The 20,504-nt window shown below is 71.0% G+C and carries 25 protein-coding genes and 2 pseudogenes; 12 read left to right on the forward strand and 15 right to left on the reverse strand.

The window, feature by feature from the left end; genetic code table 11:
• Window positions 1-4: 4 nt before the first annotated feature.
• Together OHA05_RS29860 and OHA05_RS29865 are read left to right on the forward strand one after the other, a co-directional pair.
• Window positions 5-736 carry a response regulator transcription factor gene (locus OHA05_RS29860; RefSeq protein WP_328862216.1) on the forward strand — a complete coding sequence of 244 codons (732 nt, stop codon included), beginning with the start codon at window positions 5-7 and terminating at the stop codon, window positions 734-736.
• Window positions 737-738: 2 nt separating this feature from the next.
• The gene (locus tag OHA05_RS29865; RefSeq protein WP_313943176.1) at window positions 739-1,851 is read left to right on the forward strand and encodes a sensor histidine kinase; all 1,113 of its coding nucleotides are present in this window, start codon (window positions 739-741) and stop codon (window positions 1,849-1,851) included.
• Between the two features lie 25 nt (window positions 1,852-1,876).
• On the opposite strand, the gene OHA05_RS29870 is transcribed toward OHA05_RS29865, so the two are convergent.
• The 4 genes from OHA05_RS29870 to OHA05_RS29885 all read right to left on the reverse strand — a co-directional run bounded on the left by OHA05_RS29870 (window position 1,877) and on the right by OHA05_RS29885 (window position 3,702).
• Window positions 1,877-2,875 carry an NAD-dependent epimerase/dehydratase family protein gene (locus OHA05_RS29870; protein WP_328862217.1) on the reverse strand — a complete coding sequence of 333 codons (999 nt, stop codon included), beginning with the start codon at window positions 2,873-2,875 and terminating at the stop codon, window positions 1,877-1,879.
• A 140-nt stretch (window positions 2,876-3,015) separates the two neighbouring features.
• Complete coding sequence (locus OHA05_RS29875) at window positions 3,016-3,321, reverse strand: hypothetical protein (RefSeq protein ID WP_328862218.1); 306 nt, start codon at window positions 3,319-3,321, stop codon at window positions 3,016-3,018.
• 31 nt (window positions 3,322-3,352) lie between these two features.
• On the reverse strand, window positions 3,353-3,526 hold the full coding sequence (locus OHA05_RS29880) for a hypothetical protein (RefSeq protein WP_328863547.1): 174 nt from the start codon (window positions 3,524-3,526) through the stop codon (window positions 3,353-3,355).
• Entirely contained in the window at window positions 3,463-3,702 is a 240-nt protein-coding gene (locus OHA05_RS29885; protein WP_328862219.1) for a DUF6221 family protein, read from the reverse strand. Before OHA05_RS29885 ends, OHA05_RS29880 begins: the two co-directional genes overlap by 64 nt.
• A gap of 147 nt (window positions 3,703-3,849) precedes the next feature.
• On the opposite strand from OHA05_RS29885, the pseudogene OHA05_RS29890 reads away from it, so the two are divergent.
• Window positions 3,850-4,227, forward strand: a pseudogene (locus tag OHA05_RS29890) (VOC family protein); the annotation flags it as partial.
• A gap of 466 nt (window positions 4,228-4,693) precedes the next feature.
• Window positions 4,694-5,113 carry a hypothetical protein gene (locus OHA05_RS29895; RefSeq protein WP_313943172.1) on the forward strand — a complete coding sequence of 140 codons (420 nt, stop codon included), beginning with the start codon at window positions 4,694-4,696 and terminating at the stop codon, window positions 5,111-5,113.
• A 14-nt stretch (window positions 5,114-5,127) separates the two neighbouring features.
• On the opposite strand, the gene OHA05_RS29900 is transcribed toward OHA05_RS29895, so the two are convergent.
• The 4 genes from OHA05_RS29900 to OHA05_RS29915 form a co-directional block, all read right to left on the reverse strand.
• Window positions 5,128-5,937: a helix-turn-helix domain-containing protein gene (locus OHA05_RS29900; protein ID WP_313943170.1), complete on the reverse strand. Its 810-nt coding sequence runs from the start codon at window positions 5,935-5,937 to the stop codon at window positions 5,128-5,130.
• Window positions 5,938-5,982: 45 nt separating this feature from the next.
• On the reverse strand, window positions 5,983-6,402 hold the full coding sequence (locus OHA05_RS29905; protein ID WP_313943169.1) for an SsgA family sporulation/cell division regulator: 420 nt from the start codon (window positions 6,400-6,402) through the stop codon (window positions 5,983-5,985).
• A gap of 286 nt (window positions 6,403-6,688) precedes the next feature.
• Window positions 6,689-7,750, reverse strand: coding sequence for a phosphatidylinositol-specific phospholipase C domain-containing protein (locus OHA05_RS29910; RefSeq protein ID WP_328862220.1), 1,062 nt, complete (start codon window positions 7,748-7,750; stop codon window positions 6,689-6,691).
• Window positions 7,751-8,180: 430 nt separating this feature from the next.
• On the reverse strand, window positions 8,181-8,726 hold the full coding sequence (locus OHA05_RS29915) for a hypothetical protein (RefSeq protein ID WP_328862221.1): 546 nt from the start codon (window positions 8,724-8,726) through the stop codon (window positions 8,181-8,183).
• 519 nt (window positions 8,727-9,245) lie between these two features.
• Here OHA05_RS29915 and OHA05_RS29920 point away from each other — a divergent pair.
• Window positions 9,246-10,784, forward strand: coding sequence for an ATP-dependent DNA ligase (locus OHA05_RS29920; RefSeq protein WP_328862222.1), 1,539 nt, complete (start codon window positions 9,246-9,248; stop codon window positions 10,782-10,784).
• A 9-nt stretch (window positions 10,785-10,793) separates the two neighbouring features.
• Here OHA05_RS29920 and OHA05_RS29925 read toward each other — a convergent pair whose 3' ends face one another.
• Window positions 10,794-11,300, reverse strand: coding sequence for an FBP domain-containing protein (locus tag OHA05_RS29925; RefSeq protein WP_313943164.1), 507 nt, complete (start codon window positions 11,298-11,300; stop codon window positions 10,794-10,796).
• Window positions 11,301-11,396: 96 nt separating this feature from the next.
• Between OHA05_RS29925 and OHA05_RS29930 the strand changes: the two genes are divergently transcribed.
• Complete coding sequence (locus OHA05_RS29930) at window positions 11,397-11,702, forward strand: 4a-hydroxytetrahydrobiopterin dehydratase (RefSeq protein ID WP_313943163.1); 306 nt, start codon at window positions 11,397-11,399, stop codon at window positions 11,700-11,702.
• A gap of 151 nt (window positions 11,703-11,853) precedes the next feature.
• On the opposite strand, the gene OHA05_RS29935 is transcribed toward OHA05_RS29930, so the two are convergent.
• Together OHA05_RS29935 and OHA05_RS29940 are read right to left on the reverse strand one after the other, a co-directional pair.
• Window positions 11,854-12,315, reverse strand: a complete 462-nt coding sequence (locus tag OHA05_RS29935) for a hypothetical protein (protein WP_313943162.1) — start codon at window positions 12,313-12,315, stop codon at window positions 11,854-11,856.
• Entirely contained in the window at window positions 12,312-12,791 is a 480-nt protein-coding gene (locus OHA05_RS29940) for a hypothetical protein (protein ID WP_328862223.1), read from the reverse strand. The genes OHA05_RS29935 and OHA05_RS29940 overlap by 4 nt, the downstream gene beginning before the upstream one ends.
• A gap of 40 nt (window positions 12,792-12,831) precedes the next feature.
• On the opposite strand from OHA05_RS29940, the gene OHA05_RS29945 reads away from it, so the two are divergent.
• A complete protein-coding gene (locus OHA05_RS29945) occupies window positions 12,832-13,788 on the forward strand; it encodes a helix-turn-helix transcriptional regulator (protein WP_313943160.1) in 957 nt (318 codons plus the stop codon).
• Between the two features lie 43 nt (window positions 13,789-13,831).
• On the opposite strand, the gene OHA05_RS29950 is transcribed toward OHA05_RS29945, so the two are convergent.
• Window positions 13,832-14,668: an NmrA family NAD(P)-binding protein gene (locus OHA05_RS29950; RefSeq protein ID WP_313943159.1), complete on the reverse strand. Its 837-nt coding sequence runs from the start codon at window positions 14,666-14,668 to the stop codon at window positions 13,832-13,834.
• 80 nt (window positions 14,669-14,748) lie between these two features.
• Here OHA05_RS29950 and OHA05_RS29955 point away from each other — a divergent pair, with 80 nt between their 5' ends.
• Together OHA05_RS29955 and OHA05_RS29960 are read left to right on the forward strand one after the other, a co-directional pair.
• Window positions 14,749-15,690, forward strand: coding sequence for an AraC family transcriptional regulator (locus OHA05_RS29955; protein WP_328862224.1), 942 nt, complete (start codon window positions 14,749-14,751; stop codon window positions 15,688-15,690).
• Window positions 15,691-15,737: 47 nt separating this feature from the next.
• Complete coding sequence (locus tag OHA05_RS29960) at window positions 15,738-16,604, forward strand: class I SAM-dependent methyltransferase (RefSeq protein ID WP_328862225.1); 867 nt, start codon at window positions 15,738-15,740, stop codon at window positions 16,602-16,604.
• 15 nt (window positions 16,605-16,619) lie between these two features.
• Here OHA05_RS29960 and OHA05_RS29965 read toward each other — a convergent pair whose 3' ends face one another.
• The 3 genes from OHA05_RS29965 to OHA05_RS29975 all read right to left on the reverse strand — a co-directional run bounded on the left by OHA05_RS29965 (window position 16,620) and on the right by OHA05_RS29975 (window position 18,696).
• Window positions 16,620-17,075 (reverse strand): RICIN domain-containing protein, encoded by a 456-nt coding sequence (locus OHA05_RS29965; protein WP_328862226.1) that lies wholly within the window; start codon window positions 17,073-17,075, stop codon window positions 16,620-16,622.
• A 139-nt stretch (window positions 17,076-17,214) separates the two neighbouring features.
• Window positions 17,215-17,625: a hypothetical protein gene (locus tag OHA05_RS29970; protein ID WP_313943155.1), complete on the reverse strand. Its 411-nt coding sequence runs from the start codon at window positions 17,623-17,625 to the stop codon at window positions 17,215-17,217.
• Window positions 17,626-17,862: 237 nt separating this feature from the next.
• Window positions 17,863-18,696 carry an aldo/keto reductase gene (locus tag OHA05_RS29975; RefSeq protein ID WP_313943154.1) on the reverse strand — a complete coding sequence of 278 codons (834 nt, stop codon included), beginning with the start codon at window positions 18,694-18,696 and terminating at the stop codon, window positions 17,863-17,865.
• A 269-nt stretch (window positions 18,697-18,965) separates the two neighbouring features.
• On the opposite strand from OHA05_RS29975, the gene OHA05_RS29980 reads away from it, so the two are divergent.
• The 3 genes and pseudogenes from OHA05_RS29980 to OHA05_RS29990 all read left to right on the forward strand — a co-directional run bounded on the left by OHA05_RS29980 (window position 18,966) and on the right by OHA05_RS29990 (window position 20,473).
• Window positions 18,966-19,094 (forward strand): pyrroloquinoline quinone precursor peptide PqqA, encoded by a 129-nt coding sequence (locus tag OHA05_RS29980; protein ID WP_328862227.1) that lies wholly within the window; start codon window positions 18,966-18,968, stop codon window positions 19,092-19,094.
• Window positions 19,095-19,142: 48 nt separating this feature from the next.
• Window positions 19,143-19,694 (forward strand): annotated as a pseudogene (locus tag OHA05_RS29985) (hypothetical protein); the annotation flags it as partial.
• Window positions 19,691-20,473 carry a Tat pathway signal sequence domain protein gene (locus OHA05_RS29990; protein WP_328862228.1) on the forward strand — a complete coding sequence of 261 codons (783 nt, stop codon included), beginning with the start codon at window positions 19,691-19,693 and terminating at the stop codon, window positions 20,471-20,473. The pseudogene OHA05_RS29985 and the gene OHA05_RS29990, both read left to right, overlap by 4 nt.
• The last annotated feature ends 31 nt before the right edge of the window (window positions 20,474-20,504 follow it).

Consider the following 20,504-nt stretch of genomic DNA (forward strand, 5'->3'; position numbering starts at 1 on the left):
AGACATGCAGCAACAGCCGTACGAGTCCCCGGGGACGCACGCCACCGACAGATCCCGCCGGGTCCTGGTCGTCGACGACGACCCGACCGTCGCCGAGGTCGTCGCCGGGTATCTGGACCGCGCCGGTTATGTCGTCGACCGCGCCGACGACGGTCCGACGGCCCTGACCCGCGCCGCCTCCCACCGGCCGGACCTGGTGGTGCTCGACCTGATGCTGCCCGGCATGGACGGCCTGGAGGTCTGCCGGCGGATCCGTGAGCGCGCCCCCGTGCCGGTCATCATGCTCACCGCCCGCGGTGACGAGGACGACCGCATCCTGGGCCTGGAGGTCGGCGCCGACGACTACGTCACCAAGCCCTTCAGCCCTCGCGAACTGGTGCTGCGCGTGGAGTCGGTGCTGCGCCGCAGCGGGCCCGTCGCCGGACACCGGCTGGGGGCGGCCGGTCTCACCCTCGACCCCGCGGCCCGCCGGGCCACCAGGAACGGCACCGAACTCGCCCTCACCCTGCGGGAGTTCGACCTGCTCTGCTTCTTCCTGCGCAACCCGGGGCGGGCCTTCAGCCGTGAGGACCTGATGCGCGAGGTGTGGGGCTGGGACTTCGGCGACCTGTCGACCGTCACCGTCCACATCCGCCGGCTGCGCGGCAAGGTCGAGACCGACCAGGCCCGGCCCCGCCTGATCCAGACCGTGTGGGGCGTGGGCTACCGCTTCGATGCCGCCGCCGAGGAGAACTGACCGTGCGCGACACCCTGCTCATCGCCCTGTACGCCTTCGCCGGTGCCGCCGCCACCGGTCTGGCCGGAGCGGGCCTCCTGCGCCTGATCCGGCGCCGCTCGCTCACCGCTTCGCTCGCCGTGGTCGCCGCGGTCGGCGTCGTGGCGATGCTCGCGGGCACGCTCGCCGTCGCCTGGGCGATGTTCCTGTCACCGCACGACCTGACCGTCGTCACGACCGTCGTCGCGATGGCGGCCGTCGTCTCCCTCGCCACCGCGCTGCTGCTGGGCCGCTGGGTCGTCGCGCGCAGCCACGAACTCGCCGTGGCCGCACGCTCGTTCGGTGACGGAGGGGACTTCGCCGCCCCCGACGGCCCGGCCACCGCCGAGCTGGAGTCCCTCAGCCACGAACTCGCAGCCACCAGCGCCCGCCTCGCCCGGTCCCGTGAGCGGGAACGCGCCCTGGAGGCCTCCCGGCGCGAGCTCGTCGCCTGGATCTCGCACGATCTGCGCACCCCTCTGGCCGGTCTGCGCGCCATGTCGGAAGCCCTGGAGGACGGCGTCGCCGCCGACCCCGACCGCTATCTGCGGCAGATGCGCACCGAGGTCGAACGCCTCAACGACATGGTCGGCGACCTCTTCGAACTCTCCCGCATCCAGGCCGGCACGCTGCCCCTGATGCCCACCCGGATCTCCCTCTACGACCTGGTCGGCGACGCGCTGGCGGGAGTCGACCCGCTCGCCCGGCAGCACGGCGTGCGCCTGGTCGGCGGCCGCATCGAGCCGGTACCGGTGGAGGTGGACGGCAAGGAGATGAGCCGGGTGCTCGGCAACCTCCTGGTCAACGCCATCCGCCGGACCCCGGCCGACGGCACGGTCGCGGTCTCGGTGGAACGTTCCCCCGAGGGCGTGGTGTTGTCGGTGTCGGACGGCTGCGGCGGCATCCCCGAGGAGGACCTGCCGCGCGTCTTCGACACCGGCTGGCGCGGCACCCACGCCCGGACACCCCCGGCCGGCGCGGGCCTGGGCCTCGCCATCGTGCGGGGAATCGTGGAAGCGCATCAGGGCCGTGCCGGCGTACGCAACATCCCCGGCGGCTGCCGCTTCGAGGTGGTGCTGCCCGCCGCCGCTTCCTGACGCGGGCACGCACTACCACCGGGCGCTACGCCTGCATCCCGGCCCGGGCGAACTCCGTCATGCCTCGCGCGAATCCGACCTCCGGCTTCCACCCCAGCTCGTCCCGCAGCCGCGAGGAGTCCGCGGTGATGTGCCGTACGTCCCCGAGCCGGTACTCGCCGGTGACGACCGGCTCGGGTCCGCCATACGCGGCGGCCAGCGCCCGCGCCATCTCGCCGACGGTGTGCGGGTCACCGCTGCCGGTGTTGTACACGGCGAGCACCCCGGGGGCGGCCTCCGCCTCCAACGCCACCCGGTTGGCCGCCGCCACGTCCCCGACATGCACGAAGTCCCGCCGCTGCCCCCCGTCCTCGAACACCCGCGGTGCCTCGCCCCGGGCGAGCGCCGAGCGGAAGAAGGAGGCGACGCCGGCGTACGGGGTGTCGCGGGGCATCCCCGGCCCGTACACGTTGTGGTAGCGCAACGACACCGCCGACCCGCCGGTACAGCGGGCCCAGACGGCGGCCAGATGCTCCTGGGCGAGCTTGGTCGTCGCGTAGACGTTCCGCGGATCGGCCGGGGCGTCCTCCCCGACCAGCCCGGGGGAGAGACCCTCCCCGCACACCGGGCAGGTGGGCTCGAACCGCCCCGCGTCGAGATCGGCGACATCCCGCGGCCCGGGCCGTACGACTCCGTGCAGCGGGCACGCGTACCGCCCCTCCCCGTACACGACCATGGACCCGGCGAGCACGAGCCGCCGGACACCGGCCTCGGCCATGGCGGCGAGCAGCACGGCGGTGCCGAGGTCGTTGCGCGAGACGTACTCCGCGGCATCGGCAACCCCGTTGCCGAGCCCGACCATCGCGGCCTGATGACACACGGCATCCACCCCACCGAGCGCCCGCCCGACGGCCACCGGATCCCGCACGTCGGCTGCGGGATCGACTTTGACATCGAAGACGAGGGGCTCGTGCCCCCGTTCCCGGAGAGCGGCGACGACATGGGACCCGATGAACCCGGCGCCGCCGGTGACCAGTACACGCATACGGCCACGCTAGCTCCGCGGGGGTGGCGCACCGGGGTGCGGCGGCCGTACGTCATGACTCCGTAAGGAGGGAGTTGGGCGGGGGCCGTGCCGGGGACGGTCCGTTCAAGGCCTGTGGAACGTGCTCTGCGGGAGCAGCCTCAACAGCGGAAGCGTGCGTGGTCGCCCTCGACGTGGATCAGGAAGTCGTGGATCGTTTCAGAGCCGCCGACGGGCACGAGAACGAGCCGCAGTGCGTCAACGGCTTCCAGGGCCGCGGCGGTCTCACGATCGTCGCTGCGGTCCTGCTCCACGGCTCTGGTCCATGCCGACACCGTGGGCTGTATCGGCTCCCAGCCGGTCGTCGACGTGAAACGGCAGTGGAACCACGGCTGATCGATGTGGTCGAGTACGAGCGTGCCGATGTGGGTGTCCCCCTGCATCAACGACCACATGTGATCAGTCACGTCCCTCCCACTTCCGGGTGCCGCGGGCACGCTACAGGGCGCTCTGCGTGCCCTGAGGGCTGCCCTGTTCGGTGCGTATCTCGTGCGGCAGCCACTCCGCACGGCAGTCCCGATGGTCGGCGTAGGGCACGACCAACTCCCTCAGGTCGTCGCACGGCCAGTCCTCGCCGTCGAACTGGCAGTCGTTGCGGTCCTCCCAGGGCAACTCGGGTCGCCGCCGGCGGGACTGAGCCGGTGCCGGGCGAGGATGCGCCGCTTGGCCTCGATCACACGTAGGACGCGGGCGGGATCGTGGAAAGCCACGTGCCGGGCGATCGCCGGGTGTAGTTCGGCCTCCTCGTCGAGTCGGGCGCGTAGGAACGCCACCAAGTCGTCGCTCATGAGCCCATCATCGAGGAGGCGCAGGCCGGGAACCCAGTTCAAGGACTTGGCAGGCCAGGGGCTTTCCGCGTACGCGATCTCCCGAACTGGTTCTCCAGGAGCCAAAAGGGGTGGTAGCCCGTGGCCTGCCCAGACATAGTGGCGCGCATGGCTTCCCTGGTGAAACACATAACCATCGACTGTGCCGACGCCTATGGACTCGGTAGCTTCTGGGCCGAGGCCCTCGATTCTCCGCTGGCCGACGACGACTACCCGGGCGACCCGGAGGCACTGATCGAGTCGCCGGGTGCCACGCTGCTGTTCGTGACGGTCCCCGAGCGTAAGGCCTCCGCCGTCAAGAACCGCGTGCACCTGGATCTGCAGCCGCAGGACCGTACCCGGGACGAGGAGATCGTGCGACTGCTGGCCCTGGGCGCCACTCTCGTGGCCGACCACCGCCGCCCCGACGGCACCGGCTGGGCGACACTGGCCGACCCCGAAGGCAACGAGTTCTGCGTCGAGCGCAGCGCGGCCGAGCGGGCAGCCGCGGCATAGCCGTACAGCAACGACGCCCTCGCCCTCGCGGGAGCCGTCCTGAGCGCGTCGGGAACTGCCCACGCCCAGACACCCGCCGCACCAGCGAACATCTTCGGGTCGGCTGACCCCGACATCCTCGGGATCAACCTCGGCCACGTCCTCCACGGCCTCGGCCTCGGCGTCGGCGGCCAACTCCTCGGCAACGCCCGCGGCTGAAATACGCCCACGGCCTCTTCCCCCTCCTGACAGGGCGGCCTCCCCACCGTCGGCCGGGCCGGATTGGGTTCGGGCACAGGTTCTGAAACAGCGCTCAACTCCGCTGCTGTCGGCAGCGGAGTACACCCCATTACCTCCCGCGTAATCGACCGCCCCGCCACCGCCCGGCACTCTTGCGGTACCGGAACTCGGGCGGCGCACTCCGTCCGAGCTCCGGGTCCCCAGCAGGCCCTACGACCTCGATGGAGGCTGATTCGTCATGTCCGCAACCCTGCTCGCCGGTATCTCCCGCACCACCGAACCGCGGACCATGCTGCGCCGGTTTCTCGCGCTCGATGCCCTGGTGACCGGGGTCAACGGGCTCGCGTACGCCGTGGCTTCCAGGCCCCTCGGGCGGTTGCTCGGGGTCGACTCCGGGGTGGTGCTGGGGCTGGGGGTCTTCCTCGCCGTCTACGGGGCCGGGGTCGGGTATCTCGCCTCGCGGCCGCAGCCTCCGGTCGCCGCCGTGACGTGCGTCATCGACGCCAACCTCGCCTGGGCCGTCCTCAGCATCGCCGCGCTCGCCCTCTGGCTCGAGCCCAGCACCGCCGGTGCCGTGTGGATCCCGTTGCAGGCGATGACCGTCGCCGCCTTCGCAGTTCTCCAGTGGTCCGCCCTGCGCGCCATGGCCCGGAGGTGATCCGGCCCGATGAGCTAGGGCGTCAGGGACTGGAGGTACTTCACCGTCGCCGGGTCCGCCGGGAGCAGCGTCTCGATGGCCAGTTCCGCGACCGTCACGTCCATCGGGGTGTTGAAGGTGGAGATCGAGGAGACGAACGACAGGACCCGGCCCTCGTGCTCGATCCGCAGCGGCAGGGCGAACGGGGGAGCGGGCGCCGGGTCGGACGGGGGCGGTTCGGTGGCGGGTGGGTCCGGGACGGGGTAGACCGCGACCTCGTCGTAGAGCGCGCGCAGTTCCGTGGAGCGGGCCAGGGCGATCTGGCGTTCCATCTGGGCCAGCAGATGGCCGCGCCACTCCCGCAGGTTGCGGATCTTCGGGGCCAGCCCCTCGGGGTGGAGCGTGATCCGCATGGCGTTCAGCGGGGGCGTGAGCAGGTGCTCGGGAAGGCCGTCCAGCAGCATCGCGATGCCGCGGTTCGCGGCGATCACGGTATAGGTGCCGTCCACGATGATCGCCGGGTAGGGCTCATAGCCGTGCAGCAGCTGTTCCAGGCCCTCGCGCAGGGCGCCCAGCGCCGGGTCGTCGAGGGAGGTCTCGGCGTACCGGGGAGCGTAACCGGCCGCCAGCAGCAGGGCGTTGCGCTCCCGTACCGGCACGTCCAGGTGTTCCGCGAGGCGCAGGATCATCTCCTCGCTCGGGCGCGAGCGGCCCGTCTCGATGAAGCTGATGTGGCGGGCCGAGGAGTCGGCGCGCAGGGCGAGCTCCAGCTGGCTCACCCGGCGGCGCTCCCGCCAGCCGCGCAGCAGCGGTCCTACTCGGGTGCCGGGCGCAACAGTTGCCATACCGGAACCGTAATACGGCGGACGGGCCCACGGCGGGCGCCGAGGTCAGCCGCGTGCCTCGCCCAGAAGGGACGCCAGCCCGCTGTCCATGTCGATGGCCCGTGTCTCCAGCTCGACGGGCACGGTCGCGTACGAGTGCAGTAAGAAGTGACGCAGCCTGCCGGTCGCGAACCGCAGGAGCGCCACCCCCTCGGGGGAGCGCAGCTCGACCATCGTCTGGGTGCGTCCGCACGGCCACACGTGCACATCGCCCGTGCCGGACGGGGTGTGCAGGCCCGCGTCCAGCAGGCTGCGGGCAAAGGTCCAGGTCACCGTGGCGCCGCTGAGGGAGACCGCCGCCGGGAAGACCATCCGGACGGCCAGTGGATCATCGGCGCGGTAGGACAGGGTGACCGGCATGGGGGCGGGCTGCGGGGCGTCGCTGATGAGGTGGGCCGGCACGGACTGTTCGACGGTCGGGGACATCGGCATCGCTCCTCTGGTGTGCTGCGGCTGGTGGCTGTTCAGCTCCTCATGCCTCTACGACGCAGCCGGGGCCCTCACCACTTCTCGACACCGCCACTGTCCAATGTGACCTGCATCACATGAGGGGGGGATGGGTGAGCAAGGGGAAGCCCCGGCCAGACGGGGGTTCTGGCCGGGGCGGCAAAGGGGCGGTGGGCACGTCCGTGCGCAGCCGCTTATAGATGAACGGTAAACCATCGTAGACGGTTCCCGCACTGCGGGTCCGCCGTGACAGGAGTGACGTCGGTTACTGCGCCCCGGCCCGCGGCACCACCGTCGCGAGGACGGAGGGCAGCGGGTACCAGTCGGCCGACACCACGCTCGCGCTCCGTCCCGCCAGCAGTCCGACCCGGTCCCGCGCCTGCGTCTCGGTCGGGTTCGTGCCGTCGATGGCGGGTGCCACATTGTGCGCGTCCGTCATCACGACGAGATACCTGTTGCGCTGGTACCAGGCGGTGTCGATGGTCCCGCCGGAGTACGTCCCCGCGTCCCCGTCGAACAGGACGAACCACGGACGGATGGTCGTGTCGGCGTACCGCGTGCGGGGGTCGCCGGCCGCCGCGCCGAGGACCGCGGGGAAAGCGGCCGCGTCGCGCAGCCGGCCCGCCCCCGCGAGGGTCCGCAGATGCGTGGCGTACTCGCGGTCGGTCCACAGGGTGTCGAGCGGGTTGCTCTTCTCCACCGTGCCCGGGATCAGCTCGATCACGAACTTGCCCGCGAGTGTCGACCGCGTGGGCCAGCCGTTCGTCCGCACCGCGGTGTCGAGGTCCGGCTGCCCGCCGGCGAGGTCCGCGGGCCGGTACAGCGCGTCACCGAGCCGGGCCGTGAGGAGAGCGTCGAGTGCGGCGGGGCCGCGCCCGTTCTGCCCCTGGAAGCCGTCCTTCATCTCGATCTTGACGAGGATCGGCCGGTGGCCCGGGTGGGCGTCGTGCCAGGCCTTCATGTCGGACAGGCACCCGCCGAGGTCCTGGTTCCTCGCCTTGGTCCGCAGCTGGGCCGCCGTCGCGGCGTTCTCGCAGTTGTTGTCGTTGCCGATGGGGTTGCTGTGCGAGACCCGCCAGGAGCGCCCGAACACATTGGTCCACACGTCGAGTTCGAGCATGCCGGCGCCGGAGTCGAGCGCGTCCGCGAAGTACCCGTACTTGGTCTTCTCGTACGCGTTGTGCACACCGACCCAGGTCGCCGAGGCGTACGGCAGCTGCCCCGGGTCCGCCGCCCGGTCCGTGGCCGCCCGGGCCGGAGCGAGAGCGACGCCGAGCAGACCGGCCGCGACCGCTGTGGTCACGGCCGCACGCGAGAGCTTCCCCATGGTGGGTTCCCTGCCTCTGTGTCGATGGCGTCGACGACGCCTCTTCGATCAAGTCGAGGGAAGGCTAGGGGAGTTGGGTGAACCGTGGGGAGACTGGACTCGGCCGTTGAAGGCGTGGAAAGAGGGGGCGGGGGGAGCGGCGAGGACGAATGCCCCGCCTTGCCGCGAACCGGTCCCCGCCGGTGTCGCGTACCGGCCGTGCCCCGGCGACGTACGGGTGCCGCGGCGCGCGGGAGGGCTGGGCGAGGCACTCGCGCCCCGGCCTCGGCGCCGCAGCGCCCGCCCGGCCACGGCGTCGCAGCGCTCGTGCCCGGACTCGGTGTCGCAGCACTCGTGCCCCGGACTCGGCGCCGCCGTCAGGGCGTCGGTGCCGGCAGGGGTCCGCGGACGGCGGCCTCCGACTCCGTCCTGCGGTTCCGTTCGGATGAGGTCAGGTCCGGTGGTGGCCGAGCGATTGCCCGATGCGCTGCGCCAGCTCGCTGCGGGGCGCGACGGTGGGCGTGCCCTCAAGCCAGCCCCGCAGATGAGTCCCGAGCTCCAGCCCGAAGGTCTCCGCCTCGTTCTCCTCCGCCTGCCGGAAGTCCGTACGCGCCGCCAGGTTCTGCACGGTGGCATCGATGTCGGCGCCGTCCGTGACGAGGCGCGCCGCGACCGACGTTCCGGTCTTGCCGTGTCCCGCGTGGTTACCGTGCCCCGCCATCATGTGCCAGACCTCGTGGCCGAAGATGACCAGTTGGTGGAAGGGCCGGGTGGTCGCCTGGACGCAGATGATGTCCCGGTCGGCCATGTCCAGGTACAGCCCGCTCGCGGTCTCCGGCGGAAAGTCCACCATGCGGTGGATCACCGGTCTGCCGCGCCGTTTGCTGAGCCGGGCGCAGAGAGCGGCGAACACCTCGTCGGGTTCGGACGGCCGGGCCTGTTCCACTGCGCGCGCCAGGTCGTCGCGGAGCTCGCGCATGGCGCTCTTGCTGCTCACTTCACTCCCCCCGGTTGAGAGTTGTCGTCGGGACGGCGGCGGTGCGGTGGGCGCCCGCGCGTGAGCACACGGTACCGACCCGGTCCAGTCCCTCGCATCAGCCTGGCGAACCGGGCCCGCGTGATGGGCCCCGGCGCGGGAATGGGTTCGCGCCGCTGTCTTCCGAGGGGTGAAGGGCGAGCCATGCGGTCCTGAGGTCTGTCCCTGATGTGAGGTGAGCCGGACCGGCGACGACGCGCGGGGAGGCCTCGCGGACGCGGCCGCCGATCACGAGACCGGCTTCCTGTGCGCCCGGCCGTGGGGCGAGCCGGTCCAGGGGGCTGTCCCGCCCGAGGGACCGTCCCCCGGGTCTTCGCCGGAGAGCCGTTCCTGTCCGCGGGCCGCGCGGGCGAAGGGGAGGACCTGCCCGCCGTCCGGGGAGCCGTGGGTGCCCGGTGCGGAGCCGGCCGCGTGCCCGGGCTCCCGAAGGCCTGACCCTCTGCACGTGCGCCTCACGCTCCTTCGGGGCACCATGGCCGCATGCTGCTGGCTCGAGTCGCCGACGTGTCCAGGGACGTGGCCGCCACCTCCGCACGCTCACGGAAGATCGCCCTTCTCGCCGAGCTGTTCGCGGACACCAGGCCCGAGCATGTGGCCCTCGTGATCTCGTATCTCTCCGGGCGGGTCCCGCAGGGCCGCATCGGCATCGGCTGGAGCGTGCTCAAGGAGCGGCCCGCGCCCGCGGAGACCGCCGCGCTCACCGTTCCCGAGGCCGACGCGGCACTCACCGCGCTCGCCGGCCTTCAGGGCGCCGGTTCCCAGAACGAGCGCAAGCGCCTCGTACGCGATCTGATGGCCGCGGCCACAGCCGACGAGCAGCAGTTCCTGACCCGTCTGCTGACGGGCGAGGTTCGGCAGGGCGCGCTGGACGCCGTGGCCCTGGAGGCCGTCGCCAAGGCCGCGGACGCGCCCGCCGAGGACGTACGCCGGGCGGTGATGCTGGACGGATCGCTGCCTCGTGTCGCCGGTGCGCTCTTCGCCGAGGGGCCGGCGGCGCTCGCGGAATTCCGGCTGCGCGTCGGCAGCCCCGTACAGCCGATGCTCGCCCATACGGCGAAGTCGGTCACCGAAGCCGTCATGACCCTCGACGCGCGCTGCGTGGTCGAGGAGAAGCTCGACGGCATCCGTGTCCAGGTGCACCGCAGCGGCGACGAGATCAGGATCTACACCCGCTCGCTGGACGACATCACCGACCGGCTGCCCGAAGTCGTGGACGCGGCCCGGGACATGACCGGTGATCAGTTCATCCTCGACGGCGAGGTGATCGCGCTCGACCGGGACGGCCGCCCCTACTCCTTCCAGGAGATCGCCTCCCGCGTCGGCTCCCGGATCGACGTCCAGGCGGCCCGCGCCACGCTGCCCGTCTCTCCCGTCTTCTTCGACGTACTGGCGGCCGACGGCGAGGAGACGCTCGACCTCCCGGGCGGCGAACGGCACGCAGTCCTCGCCCGCCTCGTGCCGGAACCCATGCGGGTCCGCCGCCATGTCGTCGCCGACCCCGGCGACAGTGAACAGGTCGCCGCAGCCGAGGAGTTCTTCGCCGAGACGCTGCGCCGCGGTCATGAAGGCGTCCTGGTCAAGGCGCTCGACGCCGCCTACGTCGCGGGCCGGCGCGGCCGCTCATGGCTGAAGGTCAAGCCCGTCCACACCCTCGACCTCGTCGTCCTGGCCGCCGAATGGGGCCACGGCCGCCGCACGGGCCTGCTCTCCAACCTCCACCTCGGCGCCCGCGTCTCCGACGGTACGTACGTCATGCTCGGCAAGACCTTCAAGGGGCTGACCGACGAGATGCTGCGCTGGCAGACGGACCGGCTCCGTGAACTCGCCGTCGACGACGACGGGTTCACCGTCAGGGTCCGTCCCGAACTGGTCGTGGAGATCGCGTACGACGGAATCCAGCGCTCTCCCCGCTACCCGGCGGGTGTCACGCTCCGCTTCGCCCGGGTGCTGCGCCACCGCACCGACAAGGCGGCGCAGGAGGCCGACACCATCGAGCAGGTCCTCCAGTCCCGGGGCTGAGCGGCACGGTCAGCGCGTGCCCAGCACCTTCTCGGCGAAGGCCGTCAGATGGGCGACCGTACGGTCGATGCGCTCCTGCTCGGTGAGCGTCTCCGCGTCCACCCCGGTCCGCAGCTTCGGCTGCCGCTTGCCACGGATGTAGAGCGAGCAGGCGAGGTCGGAGCAGAGGTAGGTGCCCACGGTGTTGCCTTCCCGCCCGGCCGTGCCCGCCAGCGGGGCGGCGAACAGGGTCACCCCGGACGACGCATGCGGGGTGAGGCAGACATGGCACATGCTCGACTTGATGGCGCTGGTCCGCCCGGCCGAGGGCACGCGAAGCGTGATGCCCACCGGGCCGTCCGCACGGGGGAGCACGAGATGGGCCCGCAGCGGAGCCCCCGGATCGGTCCAGCCCAGAAAGTCGAGATCGTCCCAGGGCAGTTGCCCGAAGTCGGCGGGGAGCTTCAGGCGGGTCGCCTCGCCCTTGGTGCAGTTGACGAACGAGCCGCGAATCTGTTTTTCGGTCAGCGCTTCCACCGGTGGAAGGTACACGGATCGCAGGGGAGCGGGCATCCCCTTTATGGTGGCCGAAGCCGCCTCAGCCCACCCATCCGCTGTCGAAGGGACCTGGTCATGGCCACAGAGCCGCTGTCGCAGAAGGAGATCGAGGACCGGCTGTCGGAGCTGCCCGGCTGGTCGCTGGAGGGGGACCGCATCTCCCGCTCCTACCGGCTCGCCGACCACTTCGCGGCCACCGCGATGGTCGTGCACATCGCGCAGGTCCAGCAGGAGCTGGACCACCACTCCGATCTGACGCTCGGATACAACAGCGTCTCGCTGACGGTGCACACGCACGACGCGGGCGGCGCGGTCACCGAGAAGGACTTCACTCTGGCGCGACGGGTGGAACAGCTCGCGCCCGGGCACGGCGCGAGCTGACCCCGGAGCGTGCCGGGCCCGGCTGCCGACCGGTCCGCCGACCGGTCCGCCGGCCGGTGCGCGAGGTCCGCGAGGTCCGCGCGGTCCGGCACCGTCTCCGAGCATCCGCCGGGCCGGCAACATCGGCCCGGCCCGGCACACCGCCCAGGGCTCAGACCGGCCGCGACAGGTCCATCACCCAGTTCGTCACCCACGTCCGTTCCTCGTCGACCGAGAACGCCTGCTCCCAGCGCGCCGTCGTGTCGCTGATGCCGGACCAGACGAACCGCACTCGCACGTCCTTGCCGTCGTGCGTGTCGTCGCCGTGGAACTCACCGCGCCCGTCTCCGCCGAAGCGTCCCACCACCGGCGGGAACAGCGCGCCGGAGCGGTCGTTTGCCCAGTACAGCGACCACACGTCGCGGTCCGGGTCGTACAGCCGCAGCGTGAGGCCGCGGAACCCCAGCGACGGGAAGACGATCTCGTCGAAGTTCGCCCCGCCGTCGAAGTGGCGTGACGCCCGGCTCATCGCCGTGAACTCCTCCCACGGGCTCGTCGCGTCCAGGAAGTCCGTGCGGCGGCGGTTCGCGACGACCCACTCGCCGACCAGGAAGTCGAAGTCGGTCGTGCTCATGAGCGGCCTCCGGTCGTTCCTTCGCCGAGTGAGTCGGCGAGATAGGCGTCCAGGTCGGGACGCTCGGGCGTGAGCACATGCCGCACCCAGGCGTCCCGCTCGTGCACCACCGGCGGCAGCTCGTACACACAGCCGATCCAGGGCTTGGACAGCCTGATGAAATGGGTCGGATCACGGTCCGGACAGTCGAGTACGGGCTGTCCGGCCGCCGCGCCCGCGAAGTGCACGGCGTTGTCCCACACCCAGCTGTACGCGTTGAGGTACGCGCCGTCGTCCTCTCCCCTGTGGAGGACGACGAACGCGGCCGCCGGCGTACCGTCCGGCTCCGGCAGCAACATCGGCAGGATCTCGTACGCGGCCTTCTCGACCGCGGGCTCTATCCCTGCCGGGTCCCTCGTGACGTGGTAGCGCTTGATCCGACGGCCGCCCACCTCGATCGGTGGGGGCACGAACAGCAACTTCTCGGCGAAACTCATGGGCAGGACGCTAGAGCCGCTTCACTGACATCCTGTGTCAGTGAAGTCCAGCCGACTTGTGTCGATCCTTCTGCTCCTCCAGACCCGGGGCCGGATGACCGCCGCCCGCCTCGCGGAGGAACTGGAGGTGTCCGTCCGGACCGTCTACCGGGACATCGAGGCACTGCACGCGTCCGGTGTGCCGCTGTACGGGGACGCCGGCCACGCCGGTGGCTACCAGCTGCTCGCCGGCTACCGGACCCATCTGACCGGGCTGTCCGCCCAAGAGGCGGAAGCCCTGTTCCTGTCCGGCGTCCCGGGACCCGCCGCCGAACTCGGCCTGGGCTCGGACCTGGCCGCCGCCCAGCTCAAGCTGCGGGCCGCGCTGCCCGCCGAACTGCGCGACCAGGCCGACCGGATGCGCTCGCGCTTCCACCTCGACGCACCCGGCTGGTACGCCCCCGACGAAGAGGTGCCCTATCTGACCCAGGTCGCCGAGGCGGTCTGGCACAGCCGGGTGATCGACGTCCGCTACCGCCGCTGGAAGGAGCCGACCGATGTGGACCGCCGTCTGGAGCCGTACGGTCTGGTGCTCAAAGCGGGGCGCTGGTACGTCGTCGCGGCCCCCGGTCCGCGCACGTACCGGGTCGACCAGATCCTTCGACTCTCCTGCGACGGGAGCGTGTTCGAGCCGCCGCCCGGATTCGATCTGGCCGCCCACTGGCAGCGCCAGCAGGCCGACTTCCACGCCCGGCTGTACAGCGGCCGGGCACTCGTGCGGATCTCGCCCGCCGCCGCCGAGGGACTGACCGGGCCCGTGGCGCAGGCCCTCGCGGACACCGGCACGGCCGAACCGGACGGCTGGACCCGCGCGTCGCTCCCCATCGAGTCCCTCGGTCACGCGCACCGCGAGTTCCTCGCGATGGGCACGGAGGTCGAGGTGCTCGAACCCGCCGAGCTCCGTGCCCGGATGGCGGGGACGGCCCGCGAACTCGCGGCGCGGTACGCCACCGGCTGACCAGCGGCGTACCCACCCCCTTCGTGCCCCGTGACCGGACGGCTCACGCGTCCCAGGCGCCGGCCTTCGCCGCGTCCCGGGCGTAGTCCGCGAAGTCCCTCGGCGCACGGCCCAGTACCTGCCGGACCCCGTCCGTGGTCGAGGCGTTGTGCCCGTCCATCAGCATCGTGAACAGCTCGACCAGCCACTGTGCGTCCTGCGCGGGAAGCCCGACCTGCTGGAGCATCCCCTGGTACTCCTCGCCGGTCACCGGCACATAGCGCACCTCGCGGCCGGTCGCCCGCCCGATCTCCTCGGCCGCCTCCTGGAAGGTCAGCAGCCGCGAGCCCGTCACCTCGTACGTCTCGCCCGTGTGGCCCTCCTCGGTGAGGACGGCGACCATCACGTCCGCCAGGTCGTCCGCGTCGATGAACGGCTCCGCCGTGCCGCCTGCCGGGAAGACGAGCTCGCCCTGGGCCACACCCTCGGCCATCGGCCCCTCGCTGAAGTTCTGCGCGAAGAAGCTGGCCCGCACGACCGTGAGCGGTACACCCGCCTCCCGCAGCGCGCTCTCGGCCTTCACGGCGTCCGGCTCGCCACGGCCGGAAAGGAGCACCAGACGCCCCACGCCCGCCGCGGCCGCCGCCTGCCCGAAGGCCCGCATCGCCTCGGTGGCGCCGGGACCCGCGAGGTCGGGGTAGTACGTGACGTAGGCCGCGTCCGCGCCGCCGAGCGCCGGGCCCCAGGTCGAGGCGTCCTCCCAGTCGAAGGGGACCGCACCGCGGCGCGAGCCCGCCCGCACCTGGACACCGCGCTCCGTGAGCCGCTGCGCCACCCGGTGACCCGTCTTGCCCGTGGCCGCCGTCACCAACACCGTTTCCTGCTTCAGGTTCTCTGTCATGCCTCCAGATTCGCGGCCGCGCTCTGGACTCTCCATGCTGCAAAGCCTCAATGGCATGTTTCTGCGTCTACGCTGGAGTCATGGACGCTCTTGCCGGGCTGCTCGACGGACCGCGTGCCCGAGGCGCTTTCCTGCTGCGGATGGTGATGGAGCCGCCCTGGTCCGTGCGGATCGAGGACCAGGCACCGCTCTCCCTGATGTGTGTCACCCAGGGGCAGACGTGGATCAGCTCCGACACCGGCGACGAGGTGCTGATGCGGCCCGGTGACGTGGCGATCGCCCGGGGGCCGGGCGGCTACACCACGGGCGACGACCTGCGGACCGAGCCGTTGGCGCTGATCGGTCCCGGCGGCACCTGCCACACCCTGCGCGGCGAACCGCTCGCCACGTCCATGGCCCTGGGCGTGCGGAGCTGGGGCAACGACCCCGACGGCTCGACCGTGATGCTGGTCGGCACCTATCAGATGAAGGGCGAGGTCTCGGCGAGGCTGCTGGACGCCCTGCCCCCGCTGGTCCATCTCACCGCCGACGAGTGGAACTGCCCGCTCATGCCGGTCCTCGACGACGAGATCTCACGGGACGAGCCCGGCCAGAGCGTGGTGCTCGACCGGATCCTCGACCTGATGCTCATCGCCGTCCTGCGGGCCTGGTTCTCCCGGCCCGACGCGAAGGCACCGGCGTGGTACGTGGCGATGGGCGACCCGGTGGTGGGCCGCGCGCTGCGCCTGCTCCAGGACGACCCCGCCCACCCCTGGACGGTCGCCTCGCTCGCCGCCAAGTGCGGGGTGTCGCGTGCTCAGCTCGCACGCCGCTTCCACGAGTTGGTGGGGGAGCCGCCGATGGGCTACCTCACCACCTGGCGGCTCGACCTCGCCGCGGACCTGCTGCGCGAGAGCGACGCCACCATCGAGGCGGTGGCCAGGAAGGTCGGCTACAGCGGTTCGTTCGCGCTGAGCGCCGCCTTCAAGCGGGTCCGCGGGGTGAGCCCGATGGCGCACCGCGCGCACAGTGTTTTGCCGTAACCGCAACAAAGCTCGCCGAATCGGCACCGTCGCGACAGGGTGAGGACATGAGCAGTCACCACCACGACAAGACCCACATCGACTGGGACGAGATGAGCCCGCTGCTGGAACGCGGCGCGGAGCTCCAGGGGCCCGTGCACCGCCAGGCCGTGGCCTGGCTCGGAGAGCAGGTGCCCGCGGCGGGAGTCCGGCGGATCCTCGACATCGGCAGCGGACCGGGAGTGATGAGCCTGGTGCTCGCCGAGGCCTTTGAGTACGCCGAGGTCGTGGCGGTCGACGCGACCGTCCCCCTCCTGGAGCTCGCGCGCGCCCGCGCCGAGCGGGCCGGCCTCGGCGACCGGGTCCGTACGCTGCACGCCGAACTGCCCGACGACTTCGACGCGTTGGGGGAAGCGGACCTGATCTGGGCGGGCTCCTCGCTGCACCACATCGGAGACCAGCGCGCGGCTCTCGCCGGCTTCTCCCGGCTGCTGCGCCCGGGCGGCCTGCTGGCTGTGGCGGAGGGCGGCCTGCCCGCCCGCCATCTGCCGCGCGACATCGGCATCGGGCGGCCGGGGCTGGAGGCCCGTCTGGACGCGGCCTCCGCCGAGTGGTTCCTCGGTATGCGCGCCGAACTGCCCGGTGCGAAGGACGAGATCGAGGACTGGCGGGCGCTGATGGCCGCGGCCGGTCTCGCGCCGAGTGGCACGCGGTCCTTCCTCCTCGACATCCCCGCGCCGGTGCCCCGGACCGTATGCGAGCAGCTGGCCTCGGCCTTCGCCTGGCAACGGAAGGTGCTCGACGGGCTGTTGGCTCCGGACGACACCGCCGTCCTGGACCGGCTGCTCGACCCGCAGGACAAACAGGGTCTGGCGCAGCGCCCGGACATCTATCTGCTCATGGCACGCACGGTGCACACCGCCCGCCGCGGCTGACGGCCGCGGGCCGGGTCAGGGGCAGGGTTCGAGCCGCCACCACTGACCGGGTGAGTCGGTGTCCTCCCACTGCTGCGCACGTGCGCCGTCCTCGGTGCTGCCGTCGGCGACTTCGAGGAGCAGTCCGCTGATGAAGCTGACGATGGTGACGGTGCCCGGCGCGTCGAGATGCTGCTCGATGATCCACTCCTGCGCGCCGAAGTTGTTGGGACGCCACTGCTGGATGCGGGCGCCGTTCTCGGTGGAGGCGTCGGCGACGTCGAGCCGTTTGCCGCTGACGACGCTCACGAAGTGGTGGAGTCCGCTGCCGTTCGGCACAGGGTCGATCTGCCACTGCTGTCCGGGAGCGCCGGTCTCCTTGCCCTGCTGGACGACGGCCCCGCTGCCCCTGACCCCGCCGTACACCTCCAGGAGCAACCCGCTGCCGACGTTGCGCACCAGATGACGGCCAGGTCTGAATGCCCCGCTCAATTCCCGTACTCCTTGTCCGGCGCCGTGATGTTCACGCGGAACGATCGTACGAGAGGGGCGCGGGAGGACATACGGAATGCCCTCGTCGCCGCTGATGCGGCTGACGAGGGCATGGTCCGTCTCCGGGGAGCGACCGGGATCAGCGCACCGTGACGGTGAAGGGTGCCGACGCCATGCCGCCGCCGACGATGCGCAGCGTGTTGCGTCCCTTGAAGCCGAGGTAGACGCGCATCTTGTAGGTGGCCTTGCGCGTGGTGTTCATCGACGCGGGCAGGGTCGTCCACTGACCGCCCTGCCGCTGCTGGAGACGCACACGGGTGCCGGGGGGAAGCTGCCTGGCCGACCCGTACACGCGGAACTGCTGCCACGCGGCGACGCCGCGCTTGGTGGCTCTCGCCGTCAGGGCCGGGCGTTCGTCGCGTCCGCTGTCGCGAGCGGTGACGGTCTTCGAGGGGGACGAGTCGACGACGGCCATGGAAACGCCGACCGACCCGGCCAGCAGGGCGGCGGTGGTGATGCCGGTGACGGTTGCCTTCTTGATGCGCTCCATCGGACTGCCTCCAGGGGTGCAGGTTCGTTCGGAGCACCAAAAGTAGGCATACCGCCTGTAAATATGACGAGAAGACGCGCAAGCGGTGAAAGGAATACCACGACCGGCGGAATCCCGCCATTCGGGGAGGGCTGTTCCGGGGATTCAGGAGGTTCCGGGCGGCCCGGAACAGCGAAACGCCGCCCGGCAGGAGCCGGGCGGCGCTGAGCGCTCGGGCGCTGGTGGGGCGGCCGGAGGTCAGCCGACGTTGAACGTCGCCGGGTCCGGACCCAGTCGCTTGCCCTCGTCCAGAGCGGCGAAGGCCGCCAGATCGTCGCCGTCCAGCTCGAAGTCGAAGACGTCGAGGTTCTCCCGGATGCGCGAGGGGGTCACGGACTTGGGGATGACCACATTGCCGATCTGGAGGTGCCAGCGGAGCACCACCTGGGCCGGCGTGCGGTCGTGCTTCCGGGCGACGGCGACCACCGTCGGGACGTCCAGCAGGCCCTTGCCCGAACCGAGCGGCGACCACGCCTCGGTGGCGATGCCGTGCTGGGTGTGGAACGCGCGCGACGCGGTCTGCTGAAGCTGGGGATGCAGCTCGATCTGGTTCACCGCGGGCACGACCGAGGTCTCCGCGATGAGGTGCTCGAGGTGCTCCGGAAGGAAGTTGGAGACACCGATGGCCCTGGTGCGGCCGTCCGCGAGAAGCTTCTCGAAGGCCTTGTACGTCTCCACGTACAGCCCCTTGGACGGCATCGGCCAGTGGATCAGATACAGGTCCACATGGTCGAGGCCGAGCTTCGCCAGTGAGGTGTCGAAGGCGCGGAGGGTCGCGTCGTAACCCTGGTCGCCGTTCCACAGCTTGGTCGTGACGAAGAGGTCCTCTCGCGGGATGCCGGAATCGGCGATGGCCTGCCCGGTTCCCTCTTCGTTCTCGTAGATGGCCGCGGTGTCGATACTGCGGTAACCGGCTTCCAGAGCGGTGGAGACCGCCTGTGCCGCCTCGTCGTCCGGTACCTGCCAGACACCGAAGCCGAGCTGCGGCATCTCGACGCCGTTGTTGAGTGTGATGGAGGGGACCTTGCTCACGAGCGGTCGATCCTTACGTCGTCGGTTGGTACTCCCATCGTCAACGATCAACCTGCCGAGCGCATTCCCGCCAGTGAAGTTGGCCGATACAGCTCCGGCCTTCTCGGTCCAGACCATTGACCGCGCCCCGTCAAGCCGGAACGCTGGGGCATGTAACTGAACGCCGGTCGCTCATGTGAACGGACGATCAGCTGCACCACCCTGTGTCACCGAGCAGCAGACACCTGGATCAATCCTGACCCCACACCTCAGGAAGGCAGGCACCGCTCATGAACGACACCAAGAAAGCAAACGACACCGACGAAACATCGGAGGAGACGGCCACCTGGCAGACTCCCGGGTTCGAGGTCGTCGGGACCGCGCTCGAAGTCACCGCCTACGCCCTCACCGACCGATAGCCACGCCGCCGTGCTGCTGCAGGTGCTCGGCACCGCGGCGGGCGGCGGACTGCCCCAGTGGAACTCCATGAGAAACGGCTCGCGGCACTTGTCGGAGCGGGGCTGTGCAGTGTGCAGCTGTCCGTGCAGCACGCCGACCCCGCGGCATCCGAACGCATCGCCGGAGCACGCTCGTTCGCAGCGAAGGTACGAGCGGCACGCCTGGTGCGTGAGGCGGACCTGCCGCTCGGTCTGAACGTCGTCCTCCACCGCGACAACCTCGGCTCCCTCGACGCACTGATCGAACTCGGCCTCGCCTGGGGCGCGGAGCGGATCGAGCTCGCCAACACCCAGTTCTACGGCTGGGCGTTGCGCAACCGCGACCTCGGCGGGTGCCGGTACCAGGCGTACGCCCTCACCGGCGACGCCACCCGCACGGACCCGGTCTGCTCGCTCGCGCCCGACCACGCTCTCGTACGCGATCTCGTCGACCCTACGCATCTGCCGGACCCCGCGGTCGCGCCCCCGCGTACGTCCACCGCGCGGAACAGCCCACGTCCACGTTCCCGGGGCCGATCTCGTCATGGACGAACAACTCGCAATGAGGTGAAGGAAACATGACCGCATCACGCAGGGCAGTCCTGGGAGCGGCACTCGGCGGCGCCGTCGCGGCCGGGCTGCCCGGACTCATGTCGCAGGCCAGTGCGGCCGACTGGCAGCTTCGCTGGTCCCCGTCGGCACGCACCGACAAACTGCGGGCCTTCGAGACCATCGAGGACGACCGGGCCGGCTCGCACACGTCGGCCGCGCCCCACATCACCACCGAGGGCGACAACTTCCGGTTCTCGATGCACACCGTGGACCGCGACACCGCGACCGACCGGCAGCGCCACGAGGTCACCGGCTGCCGCACCGGCAGCTCGTCCCTCCAGTGGAAGTCGGGCCAGACCTGGCGGGTCACCTACGGCATGTTCATCCCGAGCACGCTGAAGGCGACCACCAGCTTTACGCACATCATGCAGATGAAGCAGCCGGGCACCGGGTCGTCCCCGATCGTCGTGCAGTCGCTGCGCCGGGTGAACGGCGTACAGACCATCGAGCTGAAGGTCATCTCCGGCGATGTCCTCGTCGGCCGGACCAACCTCGAACCGCTGCACAACAAGTGGATCGACGTCGACTTCCAGATCAGGATCGGGAACGGCACGGCCGGCTCCGTCCGCTGGATCCTCAAGAACGGCGCGACGACGGTGATCGACGCGTCGAAGGCGGGCGTCGACACCTTCCTCGCGGACCGGGTGCGCCCCAAGTGGGGTATCTACCGCTCGCTGGGCGACAGTTCGGGCTCCCTCCAGAACTGCCACATGCTCCTCACCAACATGCGCGGCTATCAGCTCGTCTGACGAGGACGACATGATCGGCGTTCGCGGAACC

It is taken from the genome of Streptomyces sp. NBC_00306 (genome assembly GCF_036169555.1).
Taxonomy (GTDB): Bacteria; Actinomycetota; Actinomycetes; order Streptomycetales; family Streptomycetaceae; genus Streptomyces; species Streptomyces achmelvichensis.

What these genes read in the sequence shown, in the direction of transcription:
- OHA05_RS29910 (WP_328862220.1), bottom strand. Translation starts at nt 7,750, where the DNA reads ATGGGGAAGCTCTCGCGTGCGGCCGTGACCACAGCGGTCGCGGCCGGT.
- OHA05_RS29900 (WP_313943170.1), bottom strand. Translation starts at nt 5,937, where the DNA reads ATGGCAACTGTTGCGCCCGGCACCCGAGTAGGACCGCTGCTGCGCGGC.
- OHA05_RS29970 (WP_313943155.1), bottom strand. Translation starts at nt 17,625, where the DNA reads ATGGAGCGCATCAAGAAGGCAACCGTCACCGGCATCACCACCGCCGCC.
- OHA05_RS29950 (WP_313943159.1), bottom strand. Translation starts at nt 14,668, where the DNA reads ATGACAGAGAACCTGAAGCAGGAAACGGTGTTGGTGACGGCGGCCACG.
- OHA05_RS29895 (WP_313943172.1), top strand. Translation starts at nt 4,694, where the DNA reads ATGTCCGCAACCCTGCTCGCCGGTATCTCCCGCACCACCGAACCGCGG.
- OHA05_RS29860 (WP_328862216.1), top strand. Translation starts at nt 5, where the DNA reads ATGCAGCAACAGCCGTACGAGTCCCCGGGGACGCACGCCACCGACAGA.
- OHA05_RS29930 (WP_313943163.1), top strand. Translation starts at nt 11,397, where the DNA reads ATGGCCACAGAGCCGCTGTCGCAGAAGGAGATCGAGGACCGGCTGTCG.
- OHA05_RS29980 (WP_328862227.1), top strand. Translation starts at nt 18,966, where the DNA reads ATGAACGACACCAAGAAAGCAAACGACACCGACGAAACATCGGAGGAG.
- OHA05_RS29885 (WP_328862219.1), bottom strand. Translation starts at nt 3,702, where the DNA reads ATGAGCGACGACTTGGTGGCGTTCCTACGCGCCCGACTCGACGAGGAG.
- OHA05_RS29905 (WP_313943169.1), bottom strand. Translation starts at nt 6,402, where the DNA reads ATGTCCCCGACCGTCGAACAGTCCGTGCCGGCCCACCTCATCAGCGAC.
- OHA05_RS29920 (WP_328862222.1), top strand. Translation starts at nt 9,246, where the DNA reads ATGCTGCTGGCTCGAGTCGCCGACGTGTCCAGGGACGTGGCCGCCACC.
- OHA05_RS29960 (WP_328862225.1), top strand. Translation starts at nt 15,738, where the DNA reads ATGAGCAGTCACCACCACGACAAGACCCACATCGACTGGGACGAGATG.
- OHA05_RS29940 (WP_328862223.1), bottom strand. Translation starts at nt 12,791, where the DNA reads ATGAGTTTCGCCGAGAAGTTGCTGTTCGTGCCCCCACCGATCGAGGTG.
- OHA05_RS29935 (WP_313943162.1), bottom strand. Translation starts at nt 12,315, where the DNA reads ATGAGCACGACCGACTTCGACTTCCTGGTCGGCGAGTGGGTCGTCGCG.
- OHA05_RS29955 (WP_328862224.1), top strand. Translation starts at nt 14,749, where the DNA reads ATGGACGCTCTTGCCGGGCTGCTCGACGGACCGCGTGCCCGAGGCGCT.
- OHA05_RS29990 (WP_328862228.1), top strand. Translation starts at nt 19,691, where the DNA reads ATGACCGCATCACGCAGGGCAGTCCTGGGAGCGGCACTCGGCGGCGCC.
- OHA05_RS29870 (WP_328862217.1), bottom strand. Translation starts at nt 2,875, where the DNA reads ATGCGTGTACTGGTCACCGGCGGCGCCGGGTTCATCGGGTCCCATGTC.